Genomic DNA, 26,188 nt, shown 5'->3' on the forward strand with positions numbered 1-26,188 from the left:
TTGTGTGCAATGAATAAATTCCTACTTTTTGTTTCAGTTTTTATTTGTCTAAATATATTCTCGCAAAACACTACCATTGAAAAAGGCGAAATCATTAAAGATCGTCTGTTTTTAATGGATAAAAATGAAATCACAACAAGTGATGAAAAAGGTAATTTTATTTCTGTTAGACCTAAAAAAGACAATGGTGTAATTCACGATTATTTCATAGAATTTTTTGATAAATTAAATTTCACTGAACGAATTGAAATTAAAAATATAAATAAAATTAAAATTTTAAATGTATTTATCAAAAATGAAAAAGTCTTAATATTTATTAAAGAAGAATTTGATAACCAATTTTCTTTAAGATTTGATATAATAGATATTCATAGTAAAAATTTAATTCAGAAAACTGTATTAAAATCCGACAAAAAAACTTCTCCAGAATTCTATAAATCTCTTGAAGAAGATTTTAATATTTCTTTAGAGTTTTCCTCTAGAATCATATTAACAATACCTATTATAAAGGACAAAAAAGCTTATGCTTTTGTAAAAATATTCTCAGAAAGTTTGGAAGAATTAAATAAATATGAAGTTTATTCTGATTCAACTCTTACACATAAATCTACAAAGTATTTAAATACTTCTCAGTTAAATGACAAAGTGTATTTACTTTTTAATTTAACATTAAATAAAGATAAAAAAATTTACAGGTTAGTTGAGCTTTATAACAGCAAAACCAAAACACTTAATATTCCTATAAAAAATGATATTTATGAGTTAATTTCTTCTAAGATTAAAGGCAATCAATTTATTATTAGCGGACTTTATTCTAAAAAAAGAAAAGGTGGTTTTGAAGGAGTTACAAATTATAAAATAGATTTAAAATCATTTTCTGTTTCTTACCAAAAGCAAAATGTGTTTTCTAACACTAAAGTTAGCAACTATTTTAAAGGTTTTTTTAATAAAAACAGAAGTATAGACATTAAGGACATTTTTATTGATGATAACTTAAACATTTATTTGATTGGTCAATTTTATAGAATAAGAAAAGTTTCAATTCCTTTGGTAGGAGTTACAGCTCAAATTAGTACTTCAGTTTTTATTACATACTACCCAATAAATGTAAAATACAAACTTTATGATGATCTATTAATTTGTAAAATAAATTCAAACGGAAAATTAAATTGGGATAAGGTTTTATATTTTAAGTTAACTGAAAAAACATTATCAAAATCTAACAAGTCAGATTCTTCAATTTTTCCTTATTTATCTGATAACAAGATGAATATACTTTTGAATGGCTATGTCAATGAAAAAAAAGAAAGCATTTTAGTAAAACAAGATAAAAGATTTTCAAAAACGAATTTCTATAATTTTAATATTAATGAAGAAGGTATAATTTCTACAAATATCATCTTTTCTAATAAAGATGCTAAAATCATATTTAAAGCAGGGAAAACTGTTAAATCGAATAATTTATTGTTCAATTTGGGGCAAGGCAATATGAGAAAGCAATTATTAAAAGTTAAATTATAATGAATAAATAACTAAACATCATAAAAAGCTCATATTCCGATTATTGGAATTATATGAAACAATCGATTTTGAAGGTGATGAAGATTTTATTGGGCAAGAATTGTGTCCTTTAAATAAAAAATAGTTATCGTCGGTTCGAGTGATTTTTGAAGGATGAAAAAATTGTATCAAGAACTTAACCTGTAAAATCAAGAGATTGTCACGTCGTTCCTCTTCGCAATGAAAAGCCAACTTCCAACTTCATTCTTCCAACTCCCAACTTCCAACTCCCAACTTCCTTCTTCAAACTTCCAACAACAAACCAACCTACTTATTCCTTCCTTTTTCATTCGGGTATAAAGCAGGTAAATCATCGCTTTGAAAAAAGGCTTTTGAATCAATATTCATTCCGGTTACTTTTCCTTTAAAAGCGGCACCCGTATCAATATTCCAAACATTAATCGCATTCATTGGTTCAGATTCTCCATAGTTTGTGGTAGGTGTGTGACCAATGTAAATTTCTCTATAATGTTTTAGTCTTTTTGGATATAAATCATGGTCTAAACCAATTTTTTTATCCATAACCAAAGCCATTTCCCATAAAGTTCTATCGGTGCAAAACTTATGCGTAAACGTTTCTTTTTCTACTCCATGCATCGAGGTAAATCCAGCATGTAAAAACAATCTGTTTTTTTCATCCAAATGATACATAGGCATGTTTTCGAAGAAAATTAAGTGCTGCTTTTTTTCTTCTACAGAATAACCTTCGTAACTCTCCATGGTCTCTTTACCTCCGTGCAGAAACCAAGAAGGATTGACATCATTCACATTTTTTAGCCAATTCTGACACCAAACATCATGATTCCCTTTTATAAAAATACATTCGAATTTTTGAGAAAAATCCATTAAAAACTGAACAACTTGGGCCGATTCACTCCAACCATCTACATAGTCACCCATAAAGATAATTTTATCTTCTTCTCTAATTTCTAATTGATTTAATACTTGAAGTAAGGCTTTTAAGCCTCCATGAATATCACCAATTGCAAAAGTTCTCATTGAATTTATTTTTCAGCAAAACTAAGTGTTAATTTTAAAAAAGTGAAGTTGTTTTTTTAAAAATATTGACCTATTCCAAAAACCAATCCGCCTTTAGAACCATTTTTACGATTAAGTAAACTAAACCCATAATCGATTCTAAACGTAGCATTGTATATTTTTTTGCTAATAAATCGGAGTCCAACTCCTGAATACAATTTTAAGTTTTTATTTTGAAAAAAATCGTTCAATTTCCCTCCTGGATTTCTCCAAGAACCAAAATCTGTAAATACATTGGATTGAATTGCCAACCATTTTTTATCAAAAATTGTATGTCTATATTCAGAATTAAAAACAAAACTTCCTGTACCTCTATCTACTAAAATTCCAACTCCTCTTAAATTCACATTATTATCTAAAGCAAATGGTGCAAAAGGGGTTTCTGCGTTAGAAGATAAACCAAAACGCAATCTATTAGCCCAATTTCCTTTTTCTCCCAAACGTTTATAATAGAAAAAGTCGTTCCAAGCAATAAAAAAATCGTTTTGAAAATCGTTTTCTGTGACCACATATTGTACAAACAACTGACTTTTAAATCCATTAACATATTGATAGTAATAATCTAAAGTATTATACAAATACACAAATTTTAAAAGTGCTTTATTTAAATCTAAATTCTGTGGAATGGATGGATCTGTAGCTCCAGATATATAACTGTATTTTTCAGAGAACAGGTTTACACCAAAATCTATTTGATGCTCTAAATTAATTTGATATAAAGCCAATACTTCAAAAGAAACATTATTGTATAAATAATTCGCTGTTTTATCTCCAAAATACAAAGGCTCTTCGCTTTTCCAGTTTTGATGATTGACTGCTAATCCCCACTTTTTCGATAATAAATTCTCTGCTTTAAAATTGATAGCATATGAATCAAACCCATTAAATTGATAATACCCACCAAAAGTGATATTCCTTCCTAAAAAATTATAATCGTAAACACCTAATTTATAAGAAAAAACGTTGTTTGTGGTGGTCCAAATATTCACTTCAGGAATTAGGGTAAAATTCTCTTCTATATTAATAAACACATTGTAAGCATTCTCATGAGAATGAAATACTTGATAATAGGCATGACTTATTGCTGGTAACCTTTTTAAAAGCACAATGTCTTTTTCTAAAGAAAGAGAGTCTAAAACATTTCCTTTTTTAGTGGTTAAAATTGATTTGATAAAAGCAATTCGTGTTTTTTCTGCTCCTTGAATTTTTACATCTGCAATGAATTCTTTTTGACCATAAAACGAGGTTGCAAAACAGAAAAATAGAAAAAAAAGAAGGTTTTTATAAGCCATTATTCAACTTCAAATGTATCTTCAATCACTAAATTTACCCAATTTTCGCTACTAATACCTAATAAAGTGAATTTATATTCATCGTTTAAAACTAAATCTGGCGGTGTTTCTGTGTTTATGTTAGAAACAGTATTGGTAGTATTGTAATAAGTAAAGGTTTTTTCTTTTGTAAAAATACCCGATACAAATGCGTTGGTATTATCTGTAATTACCTGAAAATAAAGTGCATTATTTGTTATTCCAAAATCTGTCCAAGTAAATGTTGGTTTTAAAGATTCATTTTGATTGATGTCAACTTCCTTTTCATATTGGGTAGGTTGTGTAACATTTTTAATCCTTATGGGATTAGAGGTATAAATTTTCTTATCAATTTCGTAGGTTACGATACACCAATTTTCTTCATCATCAGTTCTAGAAAACCTTCTTAATTTTGTTCCAAATGCCGTAGCATCGGTTAAAATTTTTCTTCTATAATTCGAAAAATCATCTTTATTTACTGACGTACCCTCTGTTTCGTAATATCTAAAGTCTCTTGCATTCGTTAAAGGGTAATAATAAATGTAAGACAAATTCTGATTGCCATTAGCACTTGAGGCAAATGCCGTTATTTTCTGTGAAGTATCAACATCATTTTTATCTAGAAATTCTTGTAAATTTCCAGGAATAAATTTTTCTTCAATAACCAAATTCACCCAATTATCTGAACTTACATCCATCATGGTAAATTGATACTCTTTGTCTATTTCTAAAGCTGGAGGAGTTTTATCTTCATTGATATTTAACACCACATTAGCCGTATTGTAATATTGAAAAGTATTCTCTTTTGTATAAGTACCTGATAAAAATGTATTTTCTTCTGTTTCTGAAATTACTTGAAAATAAATATCATTATCTCCAACAGCATTATCGGTCCACGTAAATTTTGGTTCTAAACTCGTTGTGTAATCAATGGTAACCTTGTCGGTCCATGAAGTAGTTTTCGATGTGTTTTTTAATCGAATAGGGTTAGATTTATGCAATTTACCATTAACAACATAAGTAACTAAACACCAATTTTCTGTTGCACCGGGTCTCGAAAAACGCTGCAACTTTCCGCCAAAAACATCTTCGATTGCTAAAGAATTTCTTCTATAATTAGAAAACACATTAGGATCTACATTTAAACTATCTGCTTCATAATATCTAAAGTCTGATGCTCCTTCTACGGGATAATAAAATATATATGCTAAATTGGTGTTTGCATTAGCACTAGCTGCACAGGCTATAACCTCTCCAAATTCGTTATTGTTAAAACTTGTATTTATATATTCTTGTAAATTTCTAGGAACTGTTACATCGTTATCTTCTGCACAAGAGAACATTAAAAAAGAAGTTATACATAAATACAATAAAGTTTTAACTTTCATTTATCATTTTAAATTTTAAAGGTCATAATGGGCAAGGTAGAATGATTGGTAATATCTTCTGCAATGCTTCCTGCAAAAATATGAGATAATCCTTTTCTACCATGCGTTATCACTGAAATTAAATCTGCCCCAACTGCATTAGAAAAATTTAAGATTCCTTTTTCGATAGACCTATCACAAACATAATTTACGTTAATTAGACGGTCTGTATTCCCTTCTACTTCCATAAAAAAATCAGCAGCTAATGTTTCCATTTCAGAAGTGGTCTTAAAATCTTCATTTGGTAAATTTACATACAAAATATGTTTTCTAGCATTTAAAAAATCAACAGTTTTTAACATTCTTTTAAACGCTGGAATGCTCTCTTCAGAAAAATCGGTGGCTACAACGATGTCAGAAAAGTCTGTATTCAGCATTTCATTTTTAATAACTAAAACAGGTAATTCTGAATATCTTACTACTTTTTCTGTATTAGACCCGACAAAAAATTCTTTTAACCCGCTAGCTCCATGAGACCCCATAACAATTAAATCTGCACCAACTTCTTTAGCAATTGCATTTACTTCGCTAAAAACTTTATAATGCTTAATAACAGGTACTATTTTTACTTCTTTTAAAAAATCTTTCTTTAAAAAATCCTTAAACTTTTTTTCTGCTAATTTTAAGAAAAAAACGGCTTTCTCTTGCTGGTAGAATTCACTTTCTGTTAAAGTTACTTCATGAATATCTAACATATGTAATGCATAAATAGTTGCATCGTTATTCTTAGCAATAGAAGCTGCTGTTTTTAAGGCGTATTCAGAATGATTTGAAAAGTCTACTGGAACAATAATTTTTTTCATAATTATAGGTTTTAGTGTTACACTTACAAATTTAACAAGCTGTTTTGTAGTTTTTTAAGACTTTTATCATGTTTTAAAACTTAATCATTTTGTAAATGTAATTTCCTTAAGGTTATCTCAGCAGGTTTATTTTGCGGTGTAAACATATTGTTTTTGAGCCCTCCTACTTTTTCATGAGCGTAAAACCATTTCCATAAAAACCCACCAGCAAACCAATCTTCTTTCCAAAATTGTTTATGAATTACTTCTAAACCATTTACCTGAGCTTGTAAATTAACTTCTCCCGAGTTTTTGTTGTAATTCCATGGTTCTTTAGCATTATAATCTACACTTCTATACCCATATTCAGTAAATACTATTTTCTTTTGATATTGGTTTTGAATTCTAATAATTTCTTTTTTATGAGGTTGCCAACCTTCATCTAATTCGTGAATTGTAGGCGATTTTTTATCACTTAAAGGAAAATAGGCATCAATGCCAATATAATCTAAATCGCCCCAAAAAGTAACCCTTTTAAACTCATCCCAGTTGGCAGCATAAGTTAGTTTTCCTCTATAAACTTTTCTAATTTTAGCAATTAATTCTTTCCAATATTTTGGTCTTTTTAGCACAAATTTTTCCAATTCTGTACCTATACATAAAATATCTGCTTTAATTTTTTGTGCTGCTTTTGCATAGGTTAAAATAAACGAAGCATATGAATCTTCTAATACTTTCCATTCTGCTTCTGTTTTCATTTCTATCAACCCAGTGTATTCTCCTTTCCAAACCCAAATTTGAGGTTTCACCATAATTTTAACCTTTTTATTTTGAAAAGTTTTAGCATACTGTAACAATCCTCTTTCGGTTTCTCCAAACCATTGTCTGCTAGTATTATGAATGATTTTTGGTGATGATAATTGTCTAATAAAACCAAAAGGCATCAAAGCAACATAATTGCTTTGCGCCTTTAGTACAGGTGAAATATGATTTGTATTTATAGTATCTCTTGATGCTACAAAACTAATTCCGTTTATTTTCTTGTGCTGACTATTGCAAGATATTTGAATAAAAATCAGCAATAAAAAAAGGAGTTTATATGTTTTCATAATCGAACTCCTAAAATAAGTTTTTGTTAAAACAATGCTCTTAAACCAATGTTAAAACTTTGTCCTAAACCTGTATCATTTCCTCTTACAAATTTACTGTATAAAACTTCTAAGTTTAATACTTCAGTTAGCTGGTATTTTCCACCAAAACCTAATGACGTGAAATCTTGTGCAAAATCTCCAAAACGCTGAAAATGTTGTACAAAACCTAAAACGGTAGATTTATCACTTGGAAAATAACTCATAAAAACGCCCGGTGCTAGCACAAAAGTATTGTTTGCAAAACTCCCTTCAATTCTATTTCCGTTATTGTCTTCAACTGGTTTTTTACCAAAATGATATTCTGTATTTAACTCTGTAAACAATTGCCAATTTCCGCTGGGTAGCGTATAATCATAAAAAAAACGATTCTGAAAAGTATATCCTTTTTGATCTAAAAAAACTGCATTTCTAACTGTATTTCCGTTAGCATCTTTTAATCCATCTTCTGTTTCTTGATCAACTAGAGGTATATGAAAAGCAGATTGAATTGTAAAATTACCAACATTACTAATAGGGTTAAACTTTATAGCCGGTGCAAAAGAAGTGAAACCAGAACGGGCTGATCCTATCTCTCCATCAAAAGAAAACACGTCTAAAGCACTTCTACCCGCAATTACATTAGATCTAAATTCTAAAAGTAAACCAATATTAAAGCTACTATTTTCAGAAACTCCTGTAAAAACATCAATTGTAGATGTTAAAAAGCTTTCTCTTGGTTTAGTTCTCTTGGTACCATTAGGTCCAAATAAATCTTTAGTTTCTGTATATAAATTATTAAAAAACTTAATATCCCATTGTCCCTTGTCCAAAAGTTTAGAAGGTGTGTAAGTTTGAATATTACTTTTATCTTTATTAGTAGTATCATCTTGTCCATAAGATTGTAAACTAACAATTAAGAAAAGTGTAAAAGCGATTTTAAAAAAATTATGTTTCATTTTATGTAATTTGTAATATTTTGAATTATCATTTAATTACAACATCAGTCTAAACATTGTAAAACTACTTACAAAATTTTAAAAATTTTATTATTTAAACTAATTCTAAATTATTTTTCTTTGTTAAGTTCTTAACTTTAACTTCGACATAAATGTCATCAATCGATTAACTATGGAGCATATTGTAATAATTGGTAACGGAATTTCAGGAGTTACCACTGCAAGACACATCAGAAAAAACTCTGACAAAAAAATAACCCTTATATCTGGAGAAACTAAATACTTTTTTTCAAGAACTGCTTTAATGTATGTTTACATGGGGCATATGAAGTTTGAGCACACACAACCTTATGAAAGTTGGTTTTGGGAAAAGAACAAGATAGATATAAAAGAAGGTTTTGTAGGAAATGTTAATTCGGATGAAAAAATACTAGAATTTTCTAATGGAGAAAAACTTTCTTATGACAAATTGGTGATTGCTACAGGTTCGAAACCTAATAAATTTGGATGGCCAGGACAAGATTTAATTGGTGTTATGGGAATGTATCATAAACAAGATCTAGAAAAACTAGAAAAATATGCACCCGATAACAAAACTTGTAAAAGAGCTGTAATTGTTGGTGGTGGATTAATTGGAATTGAGTTGGCAGAAATGTTAAGAAGCAGAAAGATTCCTGTTACTTTTTTAGTTCGTGAATCTAGTTTTTGGAATGGGGTTTTACCGGCACAAGAATCGGAAATGATTAACGAACATATTAAAGAGCATCATATCGATTTACGATTAAGCACTAATCTAAGAGAAATAAGAGCTGATGAAACTGGTAAAGTAAAATCAGTAATCATAGAAGAAACTGGTGAAGAAATTTTTTGCAACGTAGTTGGTTTAACTGCTGGTGTTTCTCCAAATATAGATTTTTTAAAAGATAGTAAAATAAAAACAAATCGCGGTGTTTTGGTTAATCGCTTTTTAGAAACTAATATTAAAGATATTTATGCGATTGGAGATTGTGCAGAGCAACAAGAAGCTATTGGTCTTCGCAGAAATATAGAAGCAGTTTGGTATACTGGCCGAATGATGGGAGAAACATTAGCACAAACCATTTGTAACAATAAAACCGAATATAAACCTGGGCATTGGTTTAATTCAGCAAAGTTTTTAGATATCGAATATCAAACCTATGGTTGGGTCTTTAGTGAACGAGGAAAAAAAGATAATGAAGAATATTTTCAATGGAGACACCCAAAAGATTATAAATGCATTACCATTTCTTTTGATACAAATTCACGTTTATTTCTTGGAATTAATACTTTTGGAATTCGTATGCGTCATGAAATTTTTGACAAATGGCTTTCTGAAAAAAGAACTGTAGAACATGTGTTAGAATATTTAGCTGATGCAAATTTTGATCCTGAATTTTACACATTACATGAAGCTGAAATTGTTGATAAATTCAACAAAGAAAACAACACTACTATTCAGTTAAAAAAGAAAAATTGGAAACGAATTTTTGCTAAAGTTTAAAAAGATGATGAAAACAATAAAATACTCTGGCTTAGTAATTTTCTTATTAGGATTGGCCATTTTTACAGGAACACTTTTTTCTGGAACGTTTCGCTTAACACAATCAGAATTGGATGCTTTTATTCAAGAAAAAGGATATAAGAGCGATATTATTAAAGGGCAATTACAAAAGGCAGTAGTAACCGATGAAACTTTAAATATTTTCGAATTTTCAAGTAACGTAAGAAATGCTTACAAAACTTCTAACTACTTTTATGACCAACAAATTGCAAAATACGATGCTGAAAAAAATTGGGACAAAAAGGGAGAACAATATCAATATAAAATCTATGGAAAACCCCATACACTTAGCTACGAAATTGCAAAAAAAGCTGGAAAAGGTTTTGTAAAAGACAATGCAGGTTTAACATGGTTTTTAACCTTTGGTTTAGGTATTATTGGCGCACTTTTATTTATTCTTCCAAATCTAATTTTATTAGGAAAACCCGGTATTAAAAACGATGGTATTTATTTAGAATCGGCAACCAATAGAGGTTGGATTGCATGGTTGGTTTTAATTTACCTAGTTACTTTTTATTTAGTTCTGTATTTTATGCCAGATTATGCTGTAAATTGGACCTATATCTTAGATCCTATTAGCAACTTTTTAAATGGTGGTGATGCCTCTCAGTGGTTTGTATATGGTTTTCTATACTGTACAATTATGTTAGTAATGGGTACAAGAATGTTTATCAAATACAGACATAATAAATATCAAATAGTAAGAACAATTTCTGTTCTATTTTTCCAAATTGTATTTGCTTTCTTAATTCCAGAAATTATGACTAGTTTAAATATGCCTGGTTACGATTTTAAAAATGCATTTCCTTTAGATTATGATTTTTTCTTCGAATGGAACTTAGACAGTTTACGTAATAGTGGCGGAATAGGAATTTTTATCTTAGTTTGGGGTGTTATTTTAACACTTGTGATTGTTCCTGTAATGGTGTATTTCTTTGGAAAAAGATGGTACTGTTCTTGGGTGTGTGGTTGTGGTGGATTAGCTGAAACTTTAGGAGACCCTTACAGACAACATTCAAATAAAAGCCTGAATGCATGGAAATTAGAACGTTGGTTAATCCATGCTGTTTTAGTTTTTTCTTTAGTAATGACTTTGGTTACACTCTATTGTTATTTTTCAGGGGCAGAATCATTTATCGGAATTAAATCTCAATGGATAAAAGACACCTACAGTTTCTTAATTGGTGCGTGGTTTGCAGGTGTAATTGGTACTGGCTTTTATCCAATTTTCGGAAATAGAGTTTGGTGTCGTTTCGGTTGTCCATTAGCCGCTTATTTAGGTTTAGTTCAACGTTTTAAATCGCGTTTTAGAATTACTACTAATGGTGGACAATGTATTTCATGTGGAAATTGCTCTACTTATTGTGAACAAGGAATTGATGTTAGAGCTTATGCGCAAAAAGGAGAAAATATTGTGCGCTCTAGTTGTGTTGGTTGTGGAGTTTGTTCTGCGGTTTGTCCAAGAGGAGTTTTAAAATTAGAAAATGGTCCAGAAGAAGGTAGAATAAATCCTACAGAGGTATTATTAGGAAATGATGTTGATTTAATGCAACTTGTAAATAAAAAATAGTAAACAATTGGCAATATTGGTCTTTAGTTCAAAAGCTTACCACTTTTTAATTTTCCGTTTTATTTTTGGTCTATTCTTTATAATATTCTTTAACTTTAATATTTATTCTCAAAAAAAATATTATAAAGAATTTTATAAAAACGGACAAATAAAAGAAGAAGGTTGGCTTTTAAATGAAAATAAAACTGAGTATTGGAAATTCTATTATCAAAACGGTAATATCAAAAAAGAAGGGCATTTTAAAAACAATTTAGAAATCAAATATTGGTATTTTTACCGCAGAAATTCAGGTATAGAAAAAGAAGGTCATTTTAAAGAAGGAAGAAAAAGTAATTGGTGGTTGTTTTATGATAACAAGGGAGTTGTTAATCATAAATGTCAATTAAAAAACAATAAAAAAAACGGGTATTGTTTAATCTACAATAATAGCAAATTGATAAAAGCTTCTAAATTTAAGCATGGAAAAAAGATTAAAGAATGGACAGATTTTTCATCCTTTAAAGATGAAAACAATCTAAATGATTTAAGATAATGAATCCAATTATAAAAGTAATTATACCTGCTTATAACGAGCAAGATTCTATAGGATACGTTATTAATGATATTCCTCAAAATGTTGATGAAGTTATTGTAATAAGTAATAATTCTACTGACAATACGGAAGCAAATGCAAAAAATGCTGGAGCTACTGTACTAACTGAAAACAGAAAAGGATATGGTTATGCTTGTTTAAAAGGGATGGATTATGTTTCTAGACAAAAAAAACAACCAGATATTATCGTTTTTCTAGATGGAGATTATTCTGATTATCCAGAACAACTTACAGAATTAATTCAACCTATTCTGCAAAATAACATTGATTTAGTAATTGGTGCTCGTGTAAAAAAATTAAGAGAAGCTGGTGCTATGACACCTCAACAAGTTTTCGGAAATTGGTTAGCTACTTTTTTAATGAAATTATTTTTTGGAGCAAAATTTACAGACTTAGGCCCTTTTAGAGCCATTAAGTATAATAAACTTTTGGCTTTAGAGATGGAAGACAAAACTTATGGCTGGACTGTAGAAATGCAATTAAAGGCTTTAAAACAAAAACTAACCTATACAGAAATACCCATGAAGTATAGAAATAGAATTGGTGTATCAAAAGTTTCTGGTACCGTAAAAGGAACTATATTTGCAGGAGTAAAAATATTAGGTTGGATTTTTAAATATAGTTTTAAATAGTGGTTTTAGAATACATCATCATTGTTATTTATTCGATTTCGTTATTGCTTATTTTTATGTATGCTTTGGCGCAATTGAATTTATTATTTAATTATCTAAAGGCAAGAAAAAAAGAAGATACTTCAGAAAAATTCGATTTTTCTAATCCAGATGAAATTCCGTTTGTTACCATACAACTTCCTGTTTATAATGAATTGTATGTGATGAAACGTTTGTTAAAAAACATTGCTAAATTAGAATATCCAACAGAAAAATTAGAAATTCAAGTTTTAGATGATTCTACTGACGAATCTGTAGAAACCACTGCAAAACACATCAAAAAAATTCAAGAAAAAGGCATCGATATTCAGCACATTAGAAGAACCAACAGGCAAGGCTTTAAAGCGGGTGCTTTAAAAGAAGGTTTAAAAATTGCTAAAGGTGAATTTATTGCCATTTTTGATGCCGATTTTTTACCACAAAAAGATTGGTTGTACAAAACTGTTCCTTATTTTAAAGATGATAACATTGGAGTAGTTCAAACACGCTGGGGGCACATCAACAGAAATTATTCTACACTTACAAAAATTCAGGCTTTTGCTTTGGACGCTCATTTTACTTTGGAGCAAGTTGGTAGAAATAGCAAGGGACATTTCATCAATTTTAATGGAACTGCTGGTATTTGGCGTAAAGAATGTATTTACGACGCGGGTAATTGGGAAGGTGATACACTTACAGAAGATTTAGATTTAAGTTACAGAGCACAACTTAAAAACTGGAAATTTAAATACTTGGTAGATGTTGAAACTCCAGCAGAACTGCCTGTAGTAATTAGTGCAGCAAGGTCGCAACAATTTCGATGGAATAAAGGTGGTGCAGAGAATTTCCAAAAAATGATGAAACGTGTTATACGTAGTAAAAATGTTTCATTTAAAACCAAAATTCACAGTTTATTACACTTGCTAAACAGCTCTATGTTTACTTGTATTTTTTTAGTTGCTGTGTTAAGTATACCTATGTTATACATCAAAAATGAATACGCACATTTGAAAAATTATTTTTATGTGATGAGTTTCTTTGTGATAAGTTCTCTTATCTTTTTTATCTGTTATTGGCATATGTTTAAAAATATTTATGGTGGTGGGTTTGTAAAATTTATTAAATATATTGGTTCATTTTTCACCTTTTTCTCAATTGCTATGGGTTTTTCTTTACACAACACCATTGCAGTTTTAGAAGGGCATTTTGGTAAAAAAAGTGAATTTGTAAGAACACCTAAATTTAATATCAAATCACTTTCTGACGGATGGAAAAACAACAAGTACATTAAAAAGAAACCTTCTATTCATGTAGTACTAGAAGGTCTTTTAGCGATTTATTTTGCTTTTGGAATGTACAGCGCCTCTATAGTTGGTAATCAAGGTGGTGATTATGGATTGTTCCCATTTCATTTAATGCTTTTCATTGGGTTTAGTTACGTGTTTTTTAAATCCATTTTTTCTAAAGCTTAATGTCTTTTTTTTCAAAATATAAAGATGTTTTACTAATTTTTACAAGCACCTTATTCTATTTTATTTTTGCTTATTTTTTAGAGAGAACCGAATTTAACAAATTACTTTTTTTATGGTTTTCTTTGTTTGGCTGTTTTTATCTATTGATGAAAAGTAAAACTATAAACACGTCTACTTTAATTGGATTAACCATACTTTTTAGATTCGTTTTTCTATTTGCAATCCCCAATTTATCACAAGATTTTTATCGTTTTATTTGGGATGGACGTATGATTTTTGAAGGATTAAATCCTTATTTATCTTTACCAGAAAACTATATTCAAAAAGGAATTCAACCTGTTTTTGAAGCGTATCAATTGTATGACGGTATGGGAGAAATGAACGGGAGTCATTACACCAATTACCCACCACTAAATCAACTCTGTTTTTTTATTGCTGCTTTATTTGCTAGTAAAAGTCTTTTTGGTTCTGTAATTGCTTTAAGAATCATTATTATTTTAGCAGATATTGGAATACTTTATTTTGGATCAAAATTACTAAAACGTTTAAATTTACCTGTAAAAAATATTTTTTGGTATACCCTAAATCCTTTTATCATTATAGAAATGACAGGGAATTTACATTTTGAACCTGTGATGTTGTTTTTCTTAGTTTGGAGTTTCTATAAACTTCATCAACAAAAATGGATTTGGGCTGCAATTCTAATTGCTTGTTCTGTTTCTGTAAAATTGATTCCATTATTGTTTTTACCAATATTTTATCAATGGTTTGTTAAAAAAGAACAAAATTGGTTTTTTGGTTTTAAAAAATTGACAGGTTTTTATGCCATTATTATAACATGTACAATCTTGTTGTTTCTACCTTTTTACTCCTCAGAACTCATTGCAAACTATTCGAATTCAGTAGGTTTATGGTTTCGAAATTTTGAATTTAATGCCAGTTTTTACTACATTTTCAGAGAAATTGGTTACTTATTTAGAGGTTGGAATGAAATTGCTATTATTGGAAAAATCACTCCTTTTTTAACCATTTTGTTTTTAGGGTCTATCACTTTCTTTAGAAAAAACAAAAGCATGGTTCAGTTAATTACTGCACTTTTATTTGGATTGTGTTTCTACTATTTTACAGCAACAACTGTACATCCTTGGTATTTAGCAACACCTTTAATTTTATCAATTTTTACAAAATATAGATTTCCAATAATTTGGACTATTGTTATCATTTTTAGCTATCAAGCTTATGCAAATTTACCTTGGAAAGAAAATTTATGGTATGTTGGTTTAGAATATGTTATACTTTATGCAATACTAATTTTTGAAATTATAAAAAACAAAAGGGTTATTAAATTGTAAAATCTTCAATTTTAAACATTATTTTGAATGATTTTTGTATTTTAGAGGTTAATTTAAAAAAAAGGATGAAAAGACTTACAATTAAAGACATTGCTCAAGAATTTAAAGTTTCTATTTCTACGGTTTCTAAAGCCTTAAATGATAGTTATGAAATTAGTGTAAGTACCAAAGAAAAAATTCAAAAATATGCCAAAGAGCACAATTATAAACCCAATTTTAATGCTTTAAGTCTAAAAAATAGACAAACAAAAACCATCGGGATTATTATTCCGAATATGTTAAATTACTTTTTTGCACAAGTTTTTAATGGTATAGAAAAAGTAGCTAACGATAGAGGTTATAAAATCATTTCTTGTATTTCTAACGAATCTTTCGATAAAGAAGTAGAAACTATAGAAATGCTTTCTAACGGAAGTATTGATGGTTTTATCCTTTCAATAGCAGAAGAAACTGTTTCTAAAAATAATTATAACCACTTTAGAGATGTAATTGATAATGGAACACCCATTGTAATGTTTGATAGAGTTGCCGATAGTTTAGAGTGTGATAAAGTTGTTACCGATAATTTTGATAGTGCCAGAAGTACAGTTGCCCACTTGGTAAAACTAGGACATAAAAACATTGCCTTTGTTTCTACAATAGGTAATTTAGAAATTGGAAGAAGAAGACAATTAGGATATTTAAAAGGTTTAGAGGATCATAATTTAGAAGTAGATAAAAACTTAATTATCAACATAGATGATGATTATAAAAATTACGAGAAAATCTTAGAACCTATTTTAAAAAACAATGCTATAGATAGTGTTTTAGCTACTGATGAATCTTCTGCCATTGCAGCCATGAAAGTCGCTCAAAAACTAGGTCATAAAGTCCCTGAAAATTTTTCTGTAATCTCTTTTTCTAACGGAATTTTAGCTAGACATTCAAGTCCAAGAATGACCACAGTAAGCCAACATGGAGAAATTATGGGAGCAACTGCAGCCACAAGACTTATAGATCGGTTAGAAGATAAATCAGATACAAAGAAAGAAACTGAAACCATAGTTGTAAAAACAGATTTAGTCGAAAGAAATTCTACTAAAAAAATCTTATAAATCAAGCACCTCTTTTGAATTTATCTAATGTAAAGCTAGTAGTTTCTGACATGGACGGAACACTACTCAACTCTAAAGGAGAAGTTAGCCACATATTCTTCGAATTATTTAGCAAACTGCATCAGCAAAATATACACTTTTGTGCCGCAAGCGGAAGACAATACAATAGCATTATTGAGAAACTGACACCCATTAAGGATAATATTTTTGTAATTGCCGAAAACGGTGGGTTGGCAAAAAAAGGGAATGACCTATTTGTTCTAAACACACTTTCTAACGACAAGATTAAAATGATGATTCCTGTATTAAGAAAAATTAAAAATGCTCATATTGTTCTATGTGGTAAAAACGCAGCTTTTATAGAGTCCAAAAACGCTCATTTCATTAATCTTTTTCAAGAATATTATCAAGCCTATACAATTGTAGACGACCTAACCGCAATTTCAAATAAAGAAGATTTTTTAAAAATTGCAATTTACCACTCAGATTCTTCAGAAACAAATATTTATCCTTCTGTAAAAAGATTTGAAGACGAGTTACTCATTAAAATTTCTGGAAAAAACTGGTTAGATATTTCTGATGAAAAAGCCAATAAAGGAAATGCACTAAGAGCTGTTCAAAAGGTTTTAAACATCACAAAAGAAGAGACTATGGTTTTTGGTGATTATCATAACGACATCGAAATGATGCTAGAAGCTGATTTTAGTTTTGCCATGAAAAATGCGCACAAAGACATCAAAGAAATTGCTAATTACACTACAGAAAGTAATGACAATTTTGGAGTAGAAAAGGTTTTAAAAAAGTTGATTGAAAGCCGAAATTAAACTCCAAAAGCAGAAAGCACTAATTTTCGAGAACCTCCATAATCTCTATGTTCACACAAGTATATCCCTTGCCAAGTCCCAAGGTTTAATCTTCCATTGGTTATTGGAATTTCAACAGAACTTCCCAACAATGATGATTTAATGTGTGCAGGCATATCATCTGAACCTTCATAAGTATGAATATAATAGGGTTCGTTTTCGGCTACCATTTTATTAAAATGACTTTCAAAATCAACTCTTACAGTTGGATCTGCATTTTCGTTAATGGTTAAACTTGCTGATGTGTGTTTGATAAACACTTTTAAAAACCCTTTTTCAATCGATTTTACTGCAGGAAATTCTCGAAGAATTGTTTCAGTAATCAAATGAAATCCTCTCTTATAAGGTGGTAATTGTATTTCTTTTTGTTCGAAAATCATAATTTAATCATCAAAAGAAACAGTACTTTGTCTTTCTCTATTTACATGCAATTTGGTAACATCTGGTCTAGAATAATGCCCAACAGCATCAAAATTTTGACGCTCTTCTAAAACTCTATTAAAGTTTAAAGTTTCAATGATTAAACCTTCTTTGTGTAAAACAGGTTCTACAATCCATTCTCCATCAGGACCTGCAATACAAGAACCTCCGTTTGCTAGAGTTTCTGGAGCATCTTTGACTATTTTATTGTAATGAGGCACGTCTTTTGGGAAATCTGATTTTGCCATTAAACTAGAAACTGAAATCACATAAGAACGAGATTCTCTGGCTATAAAACGTGTAATATCTTTGGTGTTATGATCGCTCCCAGGCCAAACAGCAATATGTAAATTCTCTCCTAAACCATACAAAGCAGTTCTTGGTAAAGGCATCCAGTTTTCCCAACAGTTTAATCCGCCAACTGTAAACTCTTTTAGCGGATGTACTTGCAAACCATTTCCATCTCCTGGAGCCCAAGTTAGACGCTCATCGTAAGTAGGTTGTAATTTTCTATGGACAGATTTAATTTCTCCTACTTCATTTATATAAACCAAAGAAGCATAAATACTATGTCCTCCCCTATTTTGTGCACGTTCCATAATACCCAAATAAATGGCTATTTTGTGTTCTTTTGCCAATTTACAGATGGAATCTAATTCGCCCTTCTCTATGGTAATTGAATTACGGACATAATGTGCATGAATTTCTTTATTGGTTTTTGTATTCCATTCTGCCCCACCTGTTAACGCTAACCAAAAAGGATAACCAGGAAGTAAAGCTTCACCAAAAACAATCAATTCACAATTTTCTTTTGCAGCTTCAATAATCGATTTTTCAATCTTTTCAATTGTTTTTTCTTTGTTTAACCAAACTGGAGAAATTTGTGCCAGTGCTACTTTTAATAGGTTGTTTTTCATAATTAGTTTATCTAAAGTAAAAGAAATATTATTCCTGTAAATATTATCATCAAAAATAAATAGCCCAATATTTTAGATAGTTTATTGACTTTTCTCTTATTTCTGATATTTTTATTTTCTATCTTCCAATTATAAGTCAATAAAGAACTAATCATTAATTCATATGAATTAAATGAAAAAGGACTTAAAAATGGAAACCATTTAAATTTTTTCTTATTTTGAGAATAATAAATCCAAATGTTTTGAAAAAAAATAAATGAATTTATGACAATCATCAAAAACCATCCAATAAAAAAAACAGTTTTTAAAACTTCTTTCATTCGATTAATTTAAACCTCAATACTCACAACCAAACCTTCATTAGCTCTTACGTTAAAAACAGTTTCATCATCAAAAATTAAATACTGCCCTTTTACACCTACTAACTTCCCTTGATACGTTGGTGTTTTTATCAAATTTAAACTTTTTGGTTTTTCTGGATATTTTGCAACAGGAAAGTTTAAATTGGTTTCAGCATTATTTTCTATGTAATATTCTAACGCTTCAGCAGGTATGTATTGTTTTAATTTATCTCTCCATTCCACTAAATTTTCATCTTCAACGTCATTCTTCAACATTTTTCTCCAATTGGTTTTATCAGCAACGTGTTCTTTTAAAGCAACTTCCGTAATTCCTGCCAAATAACGATTGGGTACTTCAACAATTTCAATGGCTTCATGTGCTCCTTGATCTATCCAACGTGTTGGAACTTGCTGTTTTCTAGTTACTCCAACTTTTACATTGCTTGAGTTTGCCAAATACACAATATGGGGTTGCAATTGCACTTGTTTTTCGTAAGCTAAATCTCTGTCTTCAATATCTAAATGCGCTTTACTTAGTTCTGGTCGCATTATCCAATCTCCTGCATTGGGAGTTTCATAAAAACAAGATTTACAAAAGCCTTGTCTATAAATTTGTTTGTCTAAATGACAATTTAAACATTCATACTTTACAAAAGAAATGGTAAATTCTTTATTCAGTAACTGATTCATATTCAAAAAATCAACTCCCATATCTAAATAATACTGAATTGTATCTCCATTTTCAGTCATCATTTTTTTTAAAACTCCTTGATAAATCATATAAAATTTTACTATTTTTAAAATTCGATTTTGAGTGTAATATCGAACTAAACAAACTTACGAATTTTCTATGGCGTTTCAGATTATCAATTCTATAATTTCTTGGTTTTTAAAGAAACGTAAGCATCAAATGGAGCTGTTTTTAAAATACCCTAATGATGTTCAAGAAGAATTACTTTTTAGATTACTGCGTACAGCAAGGAACACAGAATATGGAAAGGAAAATGATTTTTCTTCCATAAAAACCTACAAAGATTTTACAGATAAAGTATCGATTCAAAAATATGAATCTTTCGAACCTTTAATTGAACGATGCAGAAAAGGAGAACAAAATATCTTTTGGCCAACACCTATAAAATGGTTTGCAAAAAGTAGCGGAACAACTAATGCTAAGAGTAAATTTATTCCTGTTTCTGATGAAGCTTTAGAATATTGCCATATGAAAGCAGGTAAAGATATGTTGTGTTTATACATCAACAACAACCCAGAAACTCAGCTTTTCACAGGTAAAGGTTTAAAGTTAGGTGGAAGTTCTGAAGTATATAAAGACAACAATTCTTATTTCGGTGATTTATCTGCAATTATTACAGAAAACTTACCTTTTTGGGCAGATTTTAGTTCTGCTCCTAGTCAAGAAGTAGCCTTAATGAGCGAATGGGAAACCAAAATGGAAGCTATTATTGATGAAACTATTAACGAAGACATTACGAGTTTAGTGGGTGTTCCTAGTTGGATGTTGGTTTTATTACATCGTGTTTTAGAACGTACTGGAAAAAATAACATTTTAGAAGTTTGGCCTAATTTAGAAGTTTATTTTCACGGTGGTGTAAACTTTAATCCTTATAGAGAACAATACAAAAAAATAATTCCGAAAGCCGATTTTCAATACTATGAAACCTATAATGCCTCCGAAGGTTTTTTCGCAATACAAGACATGAATGGCTCTAAAGAATTATTGCTAATGTTAGACTACGGAATTTTCTATGAATTCATTCCAATGTCTGAATATAGAGGTGAAAATTCGAACGCTATTCCTTTATCAAAAGTTAAAAAAGGAATAGATTACGCTTTGATTATTACTACTAACGGTGGTTTATGGCGCTATATGATTGGTGATACTATTCGTTTTACATCTTTAGATCCTTATCGTATTAAAATTACAGGAAGAACAAGACATTATATTAATGTTTTTGGTGAAGAATTAAATATCGAAAATGTAGAAGATGCATTAAATCTTACTTGCGAAAAAACGGATTCTATCATTAAAGAATATACAGTTGGTCCAATTTTTATGGAAGGCAAAAATAATGGCGGACACGAATGGATTATTGAGTTTGCCAAAGTACCTGAAAGTATTAATTATTTTACAGAAATTTTAGATAATTCTTTAAAAGCCATCAACTCAGATTATGAAGCGAAACGTTATAATAATATGACATTAGCACTCCCTAAAATTCACATTGCTAAAGAAGGTCTTTTTTATGAATGGTTAAAGAAAAAAGGCAAATTAGGCGGACAACATAAAGTACCAAGATTGTCTAATAAAAGGGATTTTGTTGAGGAACTTTTAAAGCTATAGAATGAATACTTTTTTTGAACAAAATGCAACATTACTATTAGAAAATCCTGAGCTAGCAGAAGCTTTTCAAAAAATAATGATTTTGCAAAAATTTTCAAAAAATTCTATTTTGCACGAATCAGGAAAGGTATGTGATTATATGTACATTATTACTTCTGGTGTTGCGCGTGTTTTTTACTACAAAGAAGATAAAGATATTACCTGTTATTTTGCTGCCGAACAAGAAACCGTTACGTGTATTGATAGTTTTATTCAACGCAAAAAAAGCAAATACAATCTTGAAGCTTTAGAAGATTTGGAAGTTCTTAGAATAGCACATTCCGATTTAGATAATTTATTTGAATCTCATCCAAAATACGAACACTTTGGTCGATTATTTCTACAACAACTGTACATAGATTTGGTTGAAAGAATCGATGATTTACTTTTAAAAACAGCACAAGAGCGTTACGAAACTTTATTAGAAAAAAAACCTCATCTTTTTCAGAGAGTTGCTTCTAAACATATTGCTTCTTTTTTAGGAATGACAGCTGAAACTTTTAGCAGAGTTCGAGGAAAATAATTTCTTGACAATTGTCAAGAAGAATTCTTTTTTGGTAAAATATCTTTGTAGAAATTACAAAAGATGACAGTTTCAGAATCGTTACAATTTTTTTATAAAGAGAATAATTTTCCTAATGATGGTGGAGAAAGCAAAGATTTTTTTGAATTAAAATTTAAACTCTTTACTTTAAAGTTACCAAATTCTCAATTTCGTAAAGACGTCATTCATATTCACGATATACAACATATTTTATACAATTGCGATACCACTTGGAAAGGTGAAGCTTTTATTGCTGGTTGGGAAATTGCTACTGGGTTGTGGAAACGTTTCCCTATTGGATTTTTTAGTCTATGGGCAATGGGTTTTTCTTTAGTATTTTATCCAAAAGAAGTATTTAGAGGATATAAAGCTGGAATAAACACTAAGGGTATTATCGATTTAAAAATCGATAAAAAAACATTACTAAAGTTGTCTCTTTCCGAATTAAAAAAAATGATTAAAAAAGATAAACAACAAAAGCTTAATTGGATAACATTTTTGTTTTGGTGTTTCATTAGTGAAATTTTCGTCTTATTTCCTTTTCTATTATTCATTGTAAGTGTTTTTTATTTTCTATGAAAAAAATCTTAATTATAAACGGACACCCAGATCCAGAAAGCTATTGTTATGCAATTCATAATGTATACAAAAAAGGGGTATTACAATCTAATGCAGAACTCAAAGAAATAAACGTTGGAGAACTTCAATTCAATCCAAATTTAGAATTTGGCTATAAAAAAAGAACAGTGTTAGAAGCCGATTTATTAGAAGCTCAAGAAAAAATCAAATGGGCAAATCATATTGTGTGGATTTATCCTGTTTGGTGGGGTTCTTATCCTGCAATCTTAAAAGGGTTTATAGACCGTGTTTTCTTACCTGGTTTTGCATTTCAAAAAAGAGAGAACTCTGTTTGGTGGGATAAATATTTAACTGGTAAATCAGCAAGAATAATTTCTACTTTAGACCAACCAAATTGGTATTACAAATGGATAAATAAGCAGCCTAGTCATTCTGCCATAAAAAGATTAACCTTAAATTTTATAGGGATAAAGAAGGTAAAGTTTACAACTATTGGTTCTTTACGTTTATCTAAAGATTCTTACAGAAAAAATTGGCTATTAAAAGTTGAAAAGTTAGGAAAACTAAATTTATAATGATGCTATTAAATATTTTATCAACCGTTTTATTTTTAACTTTTTTAACATTAGGAGTTATTCATTTTTATTGGGCTTTTGGTGGAGAATGGGCAATAAAAAATGCAATTCCGACTAAAAAAGAGAATGAAAATATCGATTTTAGACCCGGTGCTTTTATAACCTTTTTAGTAGGTGTTTTTTTAATAGCTTTTGCTTTTTTTTACCTATTTAAAAGTGATTATTTTGTAGTTGAACTTCCGAGTTGGACAAGCTATTTTTTGTGGATTTTACCATCAATATTTTTATTAAGAGCTATTGGAGACTTTAAATATGTAGGCTTTTTTAGAAGTATAAAAACTACATTATTTGCAAAGTGGGATAAAAAACTATTTTCGCCACTATGTCTATTTTTAAGTGTTTTAGGTTTTGCGATTTTGTATTTAAACTAAACCTTCCGTTCTACAACGTAATCTATCATAGTTAACAAAGAGTCTTTGTATTCTGATTTTGGGTAGTTTTCTAAAATAGCCAATGCTTTATTTTTGTAGTCGTTCATTTTAGAAATGGTGTATTCTATTCCGCCATTTTCTTTTACAAAAGCAATAACTTCTTTAACGCGTTTCTTGTCTTTATTGTATTTTTTGATAGAATTGATTAACCAAGTTTTATCTTTTTTAGAACACGTATTCAGCGTATGAATTAATGGTAAAGTCATTTTTTGTTCCTTAATGTCGATTCCGGTAGGTTTCCCGATTTTTTCATCAGTATAATCAAACAAATCATCTTTAATTTGAAAAGCAATACCAATATATTCTCCAAATTTTCGCATTTGCTGAACAGTATCTTGGTTTGCACCTACAGAAGCAGCTCCAATACCACAGCAAGCTGCTATTAAAGTTGCTGTCTTTTGACGAATTATATCAAAATAGACATCTTCAGTTATATCTAACTTACGTGCCTTTTCAATCTGCAATAATTCGCCTTCACTCATTTCACGAACAGCTATAGAAATCAATTTTAATAAGTCAAAATCTTCATTATCTATAGATAACAATAAACCTTTAGACAACAAAAAATCACCTACTAAAACAGCAATTTTATTTTTCCAAAGTGCATTTACAGAGAAAAAACCTCTACGCCTGTTAGAGTCATCAACTACATCATCGTGCACTAAAGTTGCTGTATGAATCAATTCTACTACAGAAGCCCCTCTATACGTTCTCTCATCAAAACCGCCGTTCGAAACCATTTTTGCGACTAAAAAAACAAACATTGGTCGCATTTGTTTCCCTTTTCTTCGAACAATATAATAGGTAATTCTATTCAATAATGGAACTTTAGACAACATAGCATCTTTGAATTTCTTTTCAAAGAGTTCCATCTCTGTTTTAATAGGAAGTTTTATGAGTTCTACAGGCTTCATTTGCACATCAAAAATAACTAATAATTTTGGATTGATTATATTTGAAATCAACTTTTGAATTATGTTAAAATCAATACTTTCTATACTCTTATTGTTTTCAGTTTCTGTTATTTCTTGTCAAGAAAAAAAAGACCAATTTCCAGATAATGCTCTGGGGATTTACAAAGGAGATTTAATAATTATGTCAACTAAAGGAAAACAAACCATACCTATGGAATTTCATTTACAGAAAACCGATTCAGTCCATAAATTTAAGTATGTTTTAGTTTATAATGGTTCTCCTAGAAATTATACTTTAATTGAAAAAAACAAAGAAAAAGGAATTTTTGAAGTTGATGAAAATAACGGAATTGTACTTCCTACAAAGTATGTAGATAATATTTTATACAGTTTCTTTGAAGTGCAAGGTAATTTTTTAAGCTCTCGTTTACACTTTAAAAAAGATACTTTAAATTTTGAAATTTTATTCACTAAAACCAAAAACAAAGTCACTTCAGGTGGGCTCTCTAAAGAAATACCAACGGTTTACGGTTACCCCATTAGTACAGTACAAAAAGCAATCTTAAAAAAACAGAAATAATTAAGACTTATTTGCCAATTGCCCGCAAGCAGCATCAATATCTTTACCTCTACTTCTTCTTACATTTACTGTAATATCGTGCATTTCTAAATTAGAAATGTAATTATTTATTGCAGCATTACTTGCTTGTTGAAATTCGCCATCATCTATAGGATTGTATTCTATTAAATTAACTTTACAAGGCACATATTTACAAAAATCAACTAAAGCTTTTATGTCTTCTTTTCTGTCGTTAATTCCATCCCAAACCACATATTCGTAAGTAATTGCACGTTTTGTTTTTGCGTACCAATACTCTAAAGATTCTTTTAAATCTTTTAATGGAAAGTTTGTGTTAAAAGGCATTATTGATGTTCTAACTTCGTCTATTGCTGAATGTAAAGAAACAGCCAAATTGAATTTTACTTCTTCATCAGCCATTTTTTTAATCATTTTAGGCACACCAGATGTAGAAACAGTTATTCTTTTTGATGACATCCCTAAACCCTCTGGAGATGTTATCATCTCTATAGATTTTAATACATTTTTATAATTCATTAAAGGTTCTCCCATTCCCATAAAAACAATATTGGTCAACTTTTTATTGTGATATAATCTACTTTGTTTGTCGATAACCACAACTTGATCATAAATTTCATCTGGGTTTAAGTTACGCATTCTTTTTAAACGAGCTGTTGCACAGAACTTACAATCTAAGCTACAACCTACTTGACTAGAAACGCAAGCGGTGGTTCTCTTTTCTGTTGGAATTAAAACAGATTCTACCACCAAACCATCGTGCAATTTAATTCCGTTTTTTATGGTGCCATCATTACTTTTTTGCATCGAATCTACTTTTATATGATTGATGACAAAATTTTCTTCCAACATTTCTCTGGTTTCTTTAGAGATGTTGGTCATCGCTTCAAAAGTATGCAAAGACTTGTTCCAAAGCCACTCATAAACTTGGTTTCCACGAAAAGCCTTGTCACCATTTTTTACAAAAAAATCGCGTAATTGGGCTTTACTTAATGCTCTTATGTCTTTCTTTTTTGATTTCATTTATGCTGAA

The 26,188-nt window shown here is 29.7% G+C and carries 27 protein-coding genes; 15 read left to right on the top strand and 12 right to left on the bottom strand.

Translation table 11 applies throughout. The annotated features are described in order from the left end of the window. The first annotated feature begins 9 nt into the window (after positions 1-9). On the top strand, positions 10-1,521 hold the full coding sequence (locus DIS07_RS03130; protein ID WP_146190700.1) for a hypothetical protein: 1,512 nt from the start codon (positions 10-12) through the stop codon (positions 1,519-1,521). A 306-nt stretch (positions 1,522-1,827) separates the two neighbouring features. Here the strand turns inward: DIS07_RS03130 and DIS07_RS03135 are convergent, their stop codons facing one another. The 6 genes from DIS07_RS03135 to DIS07_RS03160 all read right to left on the bottom strand — a co-directional run bounded on the left by DIS07_RS03135 (position 1,828) and on the right by DIS07_RS03160 (position 8,203). After that, positions 1,828-2,559 (bottom strand): metallophosphoesterase family protein, encoded by a 732-nt coding sequence (locus DIS07_RS03135; RefSeq protein ID WP_109403755.1) that lies wholly within the window; start codon positions 2,557-2,559, stop codon positions 1,828-1,830. Between the two features lie 56 nt (positions 2,560-2,615). Next, on the bottom strand, positions 2,616-3,890 hold the full coding sequence (locus tag DIS07_RS03140; protein ID WP_109403756.1) for a BamA/TamA family outer membrane protein: 1,275 nt from the start codon (positions 3,888-3,890) through the stop codon (positions 2,616-2,618). Next, the gene (locus DIS07_RS03145; protein ID WP_109403757.1) at positions 3,890-5,296 is read right to left on the bottom strand and encodes a hypothetical protein; all 1,407 of its coding nucleotides are present in this window, start codon (positions 5,294-5,296) and stop codon (positions 3,890-3,892) included. The genes DIS07_RS03140 and DIS07_RS03145 overlap by 1 nt, the downstream gene beginning before the upstream one ends. A gap of 8 nt (positions 5,297-5,304) precedes the next feature. Next, a complete protein-coding gene (locus DIS07_RS03150) occupies positions 5,305-6,138 on the bottom strand; it encodes a universal stress protein (RefSeq protein ID WP_109403758.1) in 834 nt (277 codons plus the stop codon). Between the two features lie 80 nt (positions 6,139-6,218). After that, the gene (locus DIS07_RS03155) at positions 6,219-7,226 is read right to left on the bottom strand and encodes a glycoside hydrolase family 113 (protein WP_181374520.1); all 1,008 of its coding nucleotides are present in this window, start codon (positions 7,224-7,226) and stop codon (positions 6,219-6,221) included. 26 nt (positions 7,227-7,252) lie between these two features. Then, positions 7,253-8,203 carry a hypothetical protein gene (locus tag DIS07_RS03160; RefSeq protein WP_109403760.1) on the bottom strand — a complete coding sequence of 317 codons (951 nt, stop codon included), beginning with the start codon at positions 8,201-8,203 and terminating at the stop codon, positions 7,253-7,255. A gap of 172 nt (positions 8,204-8,375) precedes the next feature. Here DIS07_RS03160 and DIS07_RS03165 point away from each other — a divergent pair, with 172 nt between their 5' ends. From DIS07_RS03165 to DIS07_RS03200, 8 genes are all read left to right on the top strand, one after another. Continuing rightward, complete coding sequence (locus DIS07_RS03165; RefSeq protein ID WP_109403761.1) at positions 8,376-9,725, top strand: NAD(P)/FAD-dependent oxidoreductase; 1,350 nt, start codon at positions 8,376-8,378, stop codon at positions 9,723-9,725. Between the two features lie 7 nt (positions 9,726-9,732). Next, entirely contained in the window at positions 9,733-11,355 is a 1,623-nt protein-coding gene (locus DIS07_RS03170; protein ID WP_109403762.1) for a 4Fe-4S binding protein, read from the top strand. Positions 11,356-11,362: 7 nt separating this feature from the next. After that, positions 11,363-11,887, top strand: coding sequence for a toxin-antitoxin system YwqK family antitoxin (locus tag DIS07_RS03175; protein WP_235869082.1), 525 nt, complete (start codon positions 11,363-11,365; stop codon positions 11,885-11,887). After that, on the top strand, positions 11,887-12,579 hold the full coding sequence (locus DIS07_RS03180) for a glycosyltransferase family 2 protein (RefSeq protein ID WP_181374521.1): 693 nt from the start codon (positions 11,887-11,889) through the stop codon (positions 12,577-12,579). The genes DIS07_RS03175 and DIS07_RS03180 overlap by 1 nt, the downstream gene beginning before the upstream one ends. Beyond that, positions 12,579-14,069, top strand: a complete 1,491-nt coding sequence (locus DIS07_RS03185; protein WP_109403764.1) for a cellulose synthase family protein — start codon at positions 12,579-12,581, stop codon at positions 14,067-14,069. Before DIS07_RS03180 ends, DIS07_RS03185 begins: the two co-directional genes overlap by 1 nt. Then, on the top strand, positions 14,069-15,421 hold the full coding sequence (locus DIS07_RS03190) for a mannosyltransferase (RefSeq protein WP_109403765.1): 1,353 nt from the start codon (positions 14,069-14,071) through the stop codon (positions 15,419-15,421). The genes DIS07_RS03185 and DIS07_RS03190 overlap by 1 nt, the downstream gene beginning before the upstream one ends. Positions 15,422-15,486: 65 nt before the next feature. Next, complete coding sequence (locus DIS07_RS03195; protein WP_109403766.1) at positions 15,487-16,515, top strand: LacI family DNA-binding transcriptional regulator; 1,029 nt, start codon at positions 15,487-15,489, stop codon at positions 16,513-16,515. Positions 16,516-16,529: 14 nt separating this feature from the next. Next, positions 16,530-17,339 carry an HAD family hydrolase gene (locus tag DIS07_RS03200; protein WP_109403767.1) on the top strand — a complete coding sequence of 270 codons (810 nt, stop codon included), beginning with the start codon at positions 16,530-16,532 and terminating at the stop codon, positions 17,337-17,339. Here the strand turns inward: DIS07_RS03200 and DIS07_RS03205 are convergent. The 4 genes from DIS07_RS03205 to DIS07_RS03220 are packed head-to-tail and all read right to left on the bottom strand — an operon-like array spanning position 17,336 to position 19,836. Further along, entirely contained in the window at positions 17,336-17,758 is a 423-nt protein-coding gene (locus tag DIS07_RS03205) for a secondary thiamine-phosphate synthase enzyme YjbQ (RefSeq protein ID WP_109403768.1), read from the bottom strand. The two genes, DIS07_RS03200 and DIS07_RS03205, sit on opposite strands and share 4 nt — an antisense overlap. A 3-nt stretch (positions 17,759-17,761) precedes the next feature. Next, positions 17,762-18,715, bottom strand: coding sequence for a carbon-nitrogen hydrolase family protein (locus tag DIS07_RS03210; protein WP_109403769.1), 954 nt, complete (start codon positions 18,713-18,715; stop codon positions 17,762-17,764). 11 nt (positions 18,716-18,726) lie between these two features. After that, on the bottom strand, positions 18,727-19,035 hold the full coding sequence (locus DIS07_RS03215; RefSeq protein ID WP_109403770.1) for a hypothetical protein: 309 nt from the start codon (positions 19,033-19,035) through the stop codon (positions 18,727-18,729). Between the two features lie 9 nt (positions 19,036-19,044). After that, a complete protein-coding gene (locus DIS07_RS03220) occupies positions 19,045-19,836 on the bottom strand; it encodes a DUF2797 domain-containing protein (protein WP_109403771.1) in 792 nt (263 codons plus the stop codon). Positions 19,837-19,906: 70 nt separating this feature from the next. On the opposite strand from DIS07_RS03220, the gene DIS07_RS03225 reads away from it, so the two are divergent. The 5 genes from DIS07_RS03225 (at position 19,907) to DIS07_RS03245 (ending at position 23,583) form a co-directional block, all read left to right on the top strand. Then, positions 19,907-21,415: a GH3 auxin-responsive promoter family protein gene (locus DIS07_RS03225; RefSeq protein WP_109403772.1), complete on the top strand. Its 1,509-nt coding sequence runs from the start codon at positions 19,907-19,909 to the stop codon at positions 21,413-21,415. 1 nt (position 21,416) lies between these two features. After that, positions 21,417-21,977: a Crp/Fnr family transcriptional regulator gene (locus DIS07_RS03230; protein WP_109403773.1), complete on the top strand. Its 561-nt coding sequence runs from the start codon at positions 21,417-21,419 to the stop codon at positions 21,975-21,977. 63 nt (positions 21,978-22,040) lie between these two features. Continuing rightward, positions 22,041-22,577 carry a hypothetical protein gene (locus DIS07_RS03235; RefSeq protein WP_109403774.1) on the top strand — a complete coding sequence of 179 codons (537 nt, stop codon included), beginning with the start codon at positions 22,041-22,043 and terminating at the stop codon, positions 22,575-22,577. After that, entirely contained in the window at positions 22,574-23,152 is a 579-nt protein-coding gene (locus DIS07_RS03240; protein ID WP_109403775.1) for an NAD(P)H-dependent oxidoreductase, read from the top strand. The genes DIS07_RS03235 and DIS07_RS03240 overlap by 4 nt, the downstream gene beginning before the upstream one ends. Then, the gene (locus tag DIS07_RS03245) at positions 23,152-23,583 is read left to right on the top strand and encodes a DUF3995 domain-containing protein (RefSeq protein ID WP_109403776.1); all 432 of its coding nucleotides are present in this window, start codon (positions 23,152-23,154) and stop codon (positions 23,581-23,583) included. The genes DIS07_RS03240 and DIS07_RS03245 overlap by 1 nt, the downstream gene beginning before the upstream one ends. Here DIS07_RS03245 and DIS07_RS03250 read toward each other — a convergent pair. Then, positions 23,580-24,557, bottom strand: coding sequence for a polyprenyl synthetase family protein (locus tag DIS07_RS03250; RefSeq protein WP_109403857.1), 978 nt, complete (start codon positions 24,555-24,557; stop codon positions 23,580-23,582). The genes DIS07_RS03245 and DIS07_RS03250 overlap by 4 nt on opposite strands. A 61-nt stretch (positions 24,558-24,618) precedes the next feature. On the opposite strand from DIS07_RS03250, the gene DIS07_RS03255 reads away from it, so the two are divergent. Further along, positions 24,619-25,137, top strand: a complete 519-nt coding sequence (locus tag DIS07_RS03255; RefSeq protein WP_146190701.1) for a hypothetical protein — start codon at positions 24,619-24,621, stop codon at positions 25,135-25,137. On the opposite strand, the gene rlmN is transcribed toward DIS07_RS03255, so the two are convergent. After that, positions 25,138-26,178, bottom strand: coding sequence for a 23S rRNA (adenine(2503)-C(2))-methyltransferase RlmN (gene rlmN / locus DIS07_RS03260; RefSeq protein WP_109403778.1), 1,041 nt, complete (start codon positions 26,176-26,178; stop codon positions 25,138-25,140). Positions 26,179-26,188: the final 10 nt, after the last annotated feature.

This window comes from Polaribacter aquimarinus (assembly GCF_003129485.1).
GTDB classification, from domain to species: domain Bacteria; phylum Bacteroidota; class Bacteroidia; order Flavobacteriales; family Flavobacteriaceae; genus Polaribacter; species Polaribacter aquimarinus.